General features: G+C 33.8%; 7 protein-coding genes. All 7 read right to left on the bottom strand.

The genetic code is table 11. The features are described from left to right. Positions 1 to 458 precede the first annotated feature (458 nt). Positions 459 to 1,847, bottom strand: a complete 1,389-nt coding sequence (gene norC, locus HMPREF3247_RS10500; protein WP_001006447.1) for a multidrug efflux MFS transporter NorC — start codon at positions 1,845 to 1,847, stop codon at positions 459 to 461. Position 1,848: 1 nt separating this feature from the next. After that, on the bottom strand, positions 1,849 to 3,027 hold the full coding sequence (locus tag HMPREF3247_RS10495) for a M20 family metallopeptidase (protein WP_001075819.1): 1,179 nt from the start codon (positions 3,025 to 3,027) through the stop codon (positions 1,849 to 1,851). 150 nt (positions 3,028 to 3,177) lie between these two features. Further along, positions 3,178 to 5,415, bottom strand: coding sequence for a transcriptional regulator AryK (aryK, locus tag HMPREF3247_RS10490; protein WP_064129949.1), 2,238 nt, complete (start codon positions 5,413 to 5,415; stop codon positions 3,178 to 3,180). Positions 5,416 to 5,663: 248 nt separating this feature from the next. Beyond that, positions 5,664 to 5,819 (bottom strand): hypothetical protein, encoded by a 156-nt coding sequence (locus HMPREF3247_RS15005; RefSeq protein WP_001806875.1) that lies wholly within the window; start codon positions 5,817 to 5,819, stop codon positions 5,664 to 5,666. Between the two features lie 158 nt (positions 5,820 to 5,977). Continuing rightward, on the bottom strand, positions 5,978 to 6,304 hold the full coding sequence (locus HMPREF3247_RS10480; RefSeq protein ID WP_001566861.1) for a hypothetical protein: 327 nt from the start codon (positions 6,302 to 6,304) through the stop codon (positions 5,978 to 5,980). Continuing rightward, the gene (locus HMPREF3247_RS10475) at positions 6,304 to 7,680 is read right to left on the bottom strand and encodes a hypothetical protein (protein WP_000161981.1); all 1,377 of its coding nucleotides are present in this window, start codon (positions 7,678 to 7,680) and stop codon (positions 6,304 to 6,306) included. The genes HMPREF3247_RS10480 and HMPREF3247_RS10475 overlap by 1 nt, the downstream gene beginning before the upstream one ends. Positions 7,681 to 7,682: 2 nt before the next feature. Continuing rightward, positions 7,683 to 7,972, bottom strand: a 290-nt coding sequence (locus HMPREF3247_RS10470; protein ID WP_142349154.1) for a Csa1 family protein, incomplete at its 5' end; no start/stop codon positions are given.

The following is a 7,972-nucleotide window of genomic DNA, read 5'->3' as shown; positions in this document are numbered from 1 at the left end:
AATGTTTAAAGCAAAATCTTATTGATGATAATTCGATTTTTATTGAATGTCCCAAGCTCTTTTATATTTAGCAAACTTTATTATCTTAAATCGGCTATAAACACTGATATAATGATGCTTCATTAGTATGCGGTAAGCATGACGGACACTGTTCTCGGAGTCTGACCCCGAAACGTTTAATATACACTTTTACACGTCGCCTTCATTGAAGCGAATTGCCATAACCTTCACATTATATATAGTTCTTTCCATATAAATGTCCAAATTTTTAGAACAACGCAATAAATAACCATCCACCTAACTTATCAAAAGTTTAAGTGGATGGTTTTTCATTTATATTTATATTAGTGTTAATCCAATTATAGATTTATCTATATGCACTGCTCTATACATTTCCTCATTTAATTTGCTTTACTTTCATTTATATCATTATCAAAACACTTGGCGTGTCATCGTTATTATTTCGCATCTTTGACACGTTTATCATCATTAGGAATCGCGAATAAAATTGCGATAAATGCCATGATTCCCATTAATACGTTAACCCAAAGTGCAATCATCGCACCTGTATGAATGCTCGTTGCAGCAACTGCACCAGCATATACAGCACCACTAATTGCGACACCGAATGCGCCACCAAGTGATGAAGCCATTTTATAAATACCTGAAGCAACGCCAACTTTATCTAACGGTGCATTCGAAATAGCTGTATCTGTAGAAGGTGTTGCATAAATACCTAAGCCTAGTCCGAAACATAAATATCCTACGACACAACTGATAACATAAAATATGCCTGGTAAGAATACTAATGAAATAAGTGCAATACCAATGACCACAATGAATGTACCTAATAACATTGGTCGCTTAGAACCCATTTTTTGTAATAATTTTTCACCAACTCGAATCATCAATAACACCATGATTAAATAAGTAATTGATAAGTATCCTGCCTGCAATGCTGTATAACCTAAACCTTGTTGCACGAATGTATTCGCTACAATTAATGTACCTGCAACACCGTTTAATAAGAAGTTCGAAATCGTTGCACCTGTATATGGTTTATTTTCAAATAATTTAAAATCAATAAGCGGATTATCTACTTTTTTCTCAACTTTTAAGAAAATAAAGAATGCTACAATTACGATTGCAATTAAACCAAAGAACCATAATGATGTGTAACCAAGTGCTGCACCTTTAGTAATGACAACGTTTAAACTTAGCAACATAACTACTAGAACAATTAGCCCTGCAACGTCAAATTTATGTGTATTGGTAACTTCTGATTTCGTTTCAGGCGTCCCTTTGATGAGTAACATTGAAAGTACGGCAACGATAATTGAGAAGATGAAAATCCATCTCCAACCCATAGTTGTCGCAACTGCACCACCGAAGAGTGAACAGATACCACTGCCACCCCAAGAACCGATAGACCAGTAGCTTAAGGCGCGCTGACGTTCAGCACCCTCATAATAAGTTTTCATAATGGCCAATGTGGAAGGCATAATACACGCTGCTGATACGCCTTGTATAATACGACCTAAAATTAATAATGCCGGTAAATTCGTAATAATAATTAATGCTGAACCAATAATACTTAACAATAAACCGATATTCGTCATTTTCACGCGCCCAATTTTATCTGCTAGACCACCTGCTCCAACGACAAACATACCTGAAAATAGTGCAGTTAGACTGACCGCTATACTAATTGTCCCCATGTCTGTGCCAAAACTTTGTTGTAAATTTGGTACAACATTTACAAGTGATTGTGCAAACAACCAAAATGTAATAACACCTAATACAATACCTAAGGTTAACTTGTTGCCCCCGCGATACGTTTCATTCATGTTAGTTATCTCCTTTAAGGTAATCTAAAACAACTGTCCCTACAGCTTCTGCCGAAATAAGTAATGATTTTTCTGAAATGTTAAATTTAGGATGATGATGTGGGTAAATTTCACCATCTTCCACAGCTGCACCTGTATAAATAAAGGCACTTGGACGTTCTTTAGCATAGTATGCAAAGTCTTCTGAAGGTGGTTGTGGTTCACATATTTCGACACCAAATTCAAGGTCTGCTTCTTTTAACGTCTTAGCCACGTACTCAGTAAACTCTGGATCATTATATAATGCTGGATAATCATCGTTATATTCTAAGGTGCAAGTTACACCATACATATCCTCTAATCCTTTTGATAAACGTTTAATTTCTTTTTCAATTGTTGCTTTTGTAGCATCTGTTAATCCACGTACATCACCTTCAATTTCAACAACATCTTTAATGACATTGAATTGACCTTTACCGTCAAATGAACCGATTGTGACAACACCGGTTTCAAATGGACTTAGTCGTCTAGATACAACTGTTTGTAACGCTGTGACGAAGTAGCTACCTGCAACAATGGCATCATTGGCCATATGTGGTGATGAACCATGCCCACCTTTACCTTGAACTTTCAATTTGAAAAATGCGCGTCCTGTTTGAACATAACCAGGTCTGTAATACACATTACCTGTTTTCATTGTGCTCATGACGTGTACACCTAATACATGATCAACACCGTCTAATACACCATTTTCAATCATTGCTTTAGCACCACCTGGTGGTACTTCTTCAGCTGGTTGATGTATCACAACGACTTTTCCTGTAAAACTATCTTTCATTTCAGCAAGCGTCTCTGCTAATACAAGCATGTATGCTGTATGTGCATCGTGACCACATGCGTGCATAACACCTTTATTTTGTGATGCAAAAGATAATCCTGTATCTTCAGTAATAGGTAATGCATCAAAGTCTGCACGGATTGCTAATGTTTTACCAGGTTTCCCTGAATCAATCGTTACTTTAATTCCACGTGGTCCGATATTCGTTTCTACTTCCACATCTTTACCTTTGTAAAATTCAGCGATGTATTTCGCCGTTTCATCTTCATGAAAAGATAATTCTGGATGCTGATGTAAATAACGTCTGATCTCAATCATTTTGCCTTCTTTAGATTTTAAAGTTTCAATTAATTGTTGATTCATATCCTTCATCTCCTTAGTTACATCATAAATGATTAATCATTATTTATATTGCCAACAACAGAGATGTTAACCATTAATTTTTTGCAATTTTAGCTTTGAATATAAAAAATCACAAATTATGTATATCAAAATTTGTGATTTGTGATCATTTTATGAACTTGGGTAACGTTTTACTTCAATTAAGTGAATCCCATTCGTAATCATTTTAATGTTTAATGCCAGTGTGTCCGTGATATCTATATCATATACTTCTAATTTCGGAAAACTCATTCGATTAACGTAATCTATAGAGTCCTTGTCCATGCCATGTATCGTATGATGTTTGCGCCAAAGATTAAATAACGCACCATTTTCTTTATCTAAGGTAAAATGTTTAATCTTATACATACCTTCTTCCAAGGCATTAATGTTCAAATGGATCATTTCCGTTGCACGCATATTCATTTGATTGTCCAACGCTAAGTACGGATTAAAATGCTTTGCATCATATAACAATATTTGAAAATTTGAATCAGTTCCCGTGACAATACATGTATCATCAGAATACAAAATATTGCTTGTTAATTTATTAAATAGCAATGCCGTGAAATAGACCGGACGTTTTCCATTATATTGATGAAACAGTTCAATAGAATTCATATAATCCCGTTCATTTTTACAATGACTAACGTGCAAATCATAATTCAACCAATACCCGATACCCTCTACTTTAGAGCTTAACTTTAATAACTGCTCAATGATGATACCACCTCTAAAATATTCGCCGTTGGTTATAAATGTATCACCCGTCAATGTATTCCAATTGAGTAAAATGAGTGGACGCTTTAGGTTATGACGATGTATTAAGTCGATAAGGTAATTCGTTTTATTAATAATCATTTGACTCGCGGTTTTAAATTCATCATCATTCATTTTATTAAAATCAACAGCATCATTTGAATTGGCATCAAATACAAAATGGTCGATGTGTGGCTCAAGTCGTTTCAACAATGGTAGATGTCTTTCCGTAGCTTGATCTAAGTGAATGTACAAGCCACCATTAGGGAATAACGCTTTAAAATAATCAATCATTTCAATCAAAGCATTGTGCAATGTCGTCACATACAAGTTGAACTTCAAATCTTTTCTATGACTGACATGCAGGGCAACGTGATGGATAAATACTTTGAATGCATCGATATAATCTCGTGAGTCATACTGATTCAAATGCATGGTTAGACTAAAATTATGATCTAATAAAAAGTCTAAACACAAATCGATATCATAAAATATATTCGAAATCTCTGCATCATACGTGAATGGCGCATTGAGCTTTTTCATAATATATGGCATCACATCATATGCTAATACTTCATTGACTTGAAAATCATGATGACATGTAAGTAACTGTGATTGATACTGTGTATTGAGCAAATTCCTCAAATAGCCCACTTGAATAATATGATTAAATTGATTTAGTTGTTGATTATTTGGTTTAAAGGCAATCTCTTTATAGTTCATCTTTTCAATATCTTCAATAAAATGATTCATTTCTTCAATGTAGTCATTTAAAAGTAATATCAATTCACGGTCGTGATAATCATGTTGTGCCGATTGCTGGTTTTCAGTGATTGCTGGACGATCACCTCGATATTGTTTAGGCGTTTGATGCGTAAAGTGTTTAAATGTTCTCGCAAAGCTCGCTGCACTTGAAAAGCCATTTTGCAATGCAATATCAGTAATCGTTTCATCTGTGTATGTCAAATCGAGTTTCGCATGCTCAATTCGCGTCGTATTTAAGAAATGCTGGAATCCTACACCTAGCGATTCTGTAAACTTTTTAGACAGATGGCTCTCTGACCACCCAACATATTCGCTTAATTCCGAAAGGCTTAAGTCTTCATGAAAATGTAACTCGATATAGTCGCATACTTGATTCACTTTATCATCATTTAAGATACTTTGGTTCGAATGATATGTACGCGGGACATAATGAATCATATGCATAAGCAACTGAATTACAAGTTGTTGCTCAGTCAATTTAGACAACTCATTATGTCGAATGTATGTTGAAACCAGTCTTGCCATTATATTTCTCAGTTGATGTATATTCTTTGTTGTGGTCGCATCTGTTAAGTGAAAATATAGACAATGCGCATCATCAAACTTGTCTGCTAAATATTTTATTTGGAATTGGATATAACATATGATGCCATCTTGTTGAAGTTGAAATCGATACAAGTCGCGGTGGTTAATAATGAAAATGTCGCCACTGTTGCATTGCGTCATATTATTTTCATCATAAATATGTGCCTCACCTTTAATAACAAAACCAATCATTAAACCATTGAGCCTTTTGAAATCTGACATGCTCTCAGTTTCTACTCGAATTAAATAATCACGTTGCATACTATCCCTCAATTCAGTAATATGAATACGTTTATTTTACATTATTTTACAGCAATATATTTGAAATTCGTGTTGAATCGTGTGTGTGGATGATTATTTATCCTCACTCGGTTCAAGATGTAAGTTAGCAGCAATTTTGTTTACTATTAAAAATAACCATCCTTTACGAATGGTTATGACTTCTTTTAATCATATTTATATAGATTTTTTAGTTCGTTGTTGGTTTGAAAAAGTATGTGACAATTCAACTAATTCATTATTTTTTTAAGCTCATTGCCTAATTTATCTAAGTCTTGCATGGCTTTATTAACCCAATCACCTTTAGCTACATTTTTAAAATCACTCTTAAATGTATGGCCATGATTAATTAACTGATTGATCAATTGCTTTTCAGATTTTTTCATTTTACTTTTATTTTCACGATGCTTTTCATCATGTTCAGGTGCGATGACTGTTGTGATTAGTTTTTTTTCCTGTCTTTTTTCAAATCACCTACCATCCAACTATCTCCTAGTAAAGGATCAGACATAGGATTAGATAACGGATCAGGGATTCCCATAAGCTACTTCGCCTCCATTATTTTTTCAGATTGCTGTATATATTCTCTTCTTATTTCTTCTTTATAATCTTCTAACTTTAACTCTTTTTGTCTAATATAAGTATCTGCTTCATAATCAAATTCTTCAACTAGTCGTCTCACCTTAGCATTTGACTCTTCACTATAGTTCATTTTATTCTTTAAATACAAAAATGCATCATAACTTTGTTCATTTTCTCTTCTAAGGTGATATTTTAAATCATTAAGATTTTGTATTTCCCTATCAATACGTTTCAACTCTATTTCATATGCATTTTCAAGATCATCTATTTTTTTGTATTCTTCAAACATCATATTAAATCACCTATTTGCCCTGCCAATTGTTGATCCTTAGCAACTATTTCATTAATACTTTTTTCGATTTGCTGTAAATACGAATTATATTTCTTAGATAAGTCCGTAATTTTATTTAGTTTGTCTTTTATTTCATTATGTGGTTCGGTAGCAAGTTTACTTTCATTGACACCACCGTTATCTAATGCACTTACCTTTTCTGGGTATGAAAGATGTTTACCTACAATATCACTAGCTTCTTGTGCGTCTTTCCAATTTGCTTCAAATTTCTCATCCATAAGATTGAACATATTTTTCAACTGCTGAAGTTCTTGGTCAACCATTTTACTTAGTCCTTCAGCTACCGAAAATGCCACTAAAGTTTCAAGCAATTTTTGTTGAGAAGACGAGAGGGCGCCACCGTTCGTTTGCAGTAACTTCGATTTGATTTCATCTATTTTACCGAGTTTTTTCTCAGTATTTTTTTTCAAAGCCTTAAATGCTTTGTCATTTGCATCGCGATATCCTTTTACTAACATTAGTTCTTCGATTATTTCACGTTGTTCTTTTTCTCCTAAAAAATTCTCCATCGCATGGCCCTGACCATTGTTTATACGTAACACATCACCACAAGTTAAATGATCTGTACGCTTCACTAAATAGTCTAATCCATCCTTTTGAGTTATAACCTTAGTAATATCTCCATCATAATTATCCATTAACTCTTTTAAATATTTTTCATCTGGAAATGTCGTATTTCTAAACAATTGACCACCAAATTTATTACGAATGCTTTTTACTTCTAACGGAGCAGGATTGTATGCCACAACATTTTTGATGTTATAACGAAGCCCAAGAAAGATAGCATCTCTCCCTCCTAAAGAATGACCAGTAACGGTATCAATTTCGTACTTTTTTTGTAAATTCTCAATAAACTGCTGTGTATTTGCAAAATGTTTTCCTTTATAATTGACCAATCCAACTCCAATAGCAAGATCCGCAGCACCATCCTCCATAGTGCCTAGTACATCTTTCAAATCTTGATTAGAGGGTCGAATTGATGATGGCGCCACCAAACTGAAAGCTACTTTTTTAATTTGATCGCCGTGAACGTTTGTCCCAGCCATTCCTACAGTAACTTTACCTGTATCTTTATTTAAAAATGCCGTTGCCGTGGTCCCCGTACTGGGATCTGTATAACTATCTATGTAGTCTAAGTTTTTGGGAAACTTCCCGTCTTTTTTTAAATCCTTAATTTGCCCATTAATTTTTGTAGTTTCTAAGTTGTTATCATTTGCATTTTCTATTTCATAACTGATATTAGCTATTGCGCTAGTTTCTTCCGTATTACTCTTTATTTTACCGGGATTGATTTCATACTCTTTTTTAGTCATAATTATTTATCCTCACTTGGGTTAAATTGTAGCCCATCACTAAAATATATATTTTCTCCTTTTTTCTCTACGAAAGTAAATTCAATTTTTTTGTATCCGACTGATGAACCTTTTAAATTTCCAGAGCCTTTCAACAATAACTTTGGTGCTTTATTTGTTGGTATATCATATCTTTTACGTAATTGCTTTACATTATAATCATCATTCGTTAATTGATATTTGGCTGAATAACTCGGCACCTCTGGATTATATGAAATGTCTCCATCTTTGTACTTCGACAAATCTTTAAAGT

This window comes from Staphylococcus sp. HMSC36A10 (genome assembly GCF_001838845.1).
Taxonomy (GTDB): domain Bacteria; phylum Bacillota; class Bacilli; order Staphylococcales; family Staphylococcaceae; genus Staphylococcus; species Staphylococcus aureus.
The sequence above is the reverse complement of the archived record's forward strand: the minus strand, read 5'-3'. Positions and strand labels throughout refer to the sequence as shown.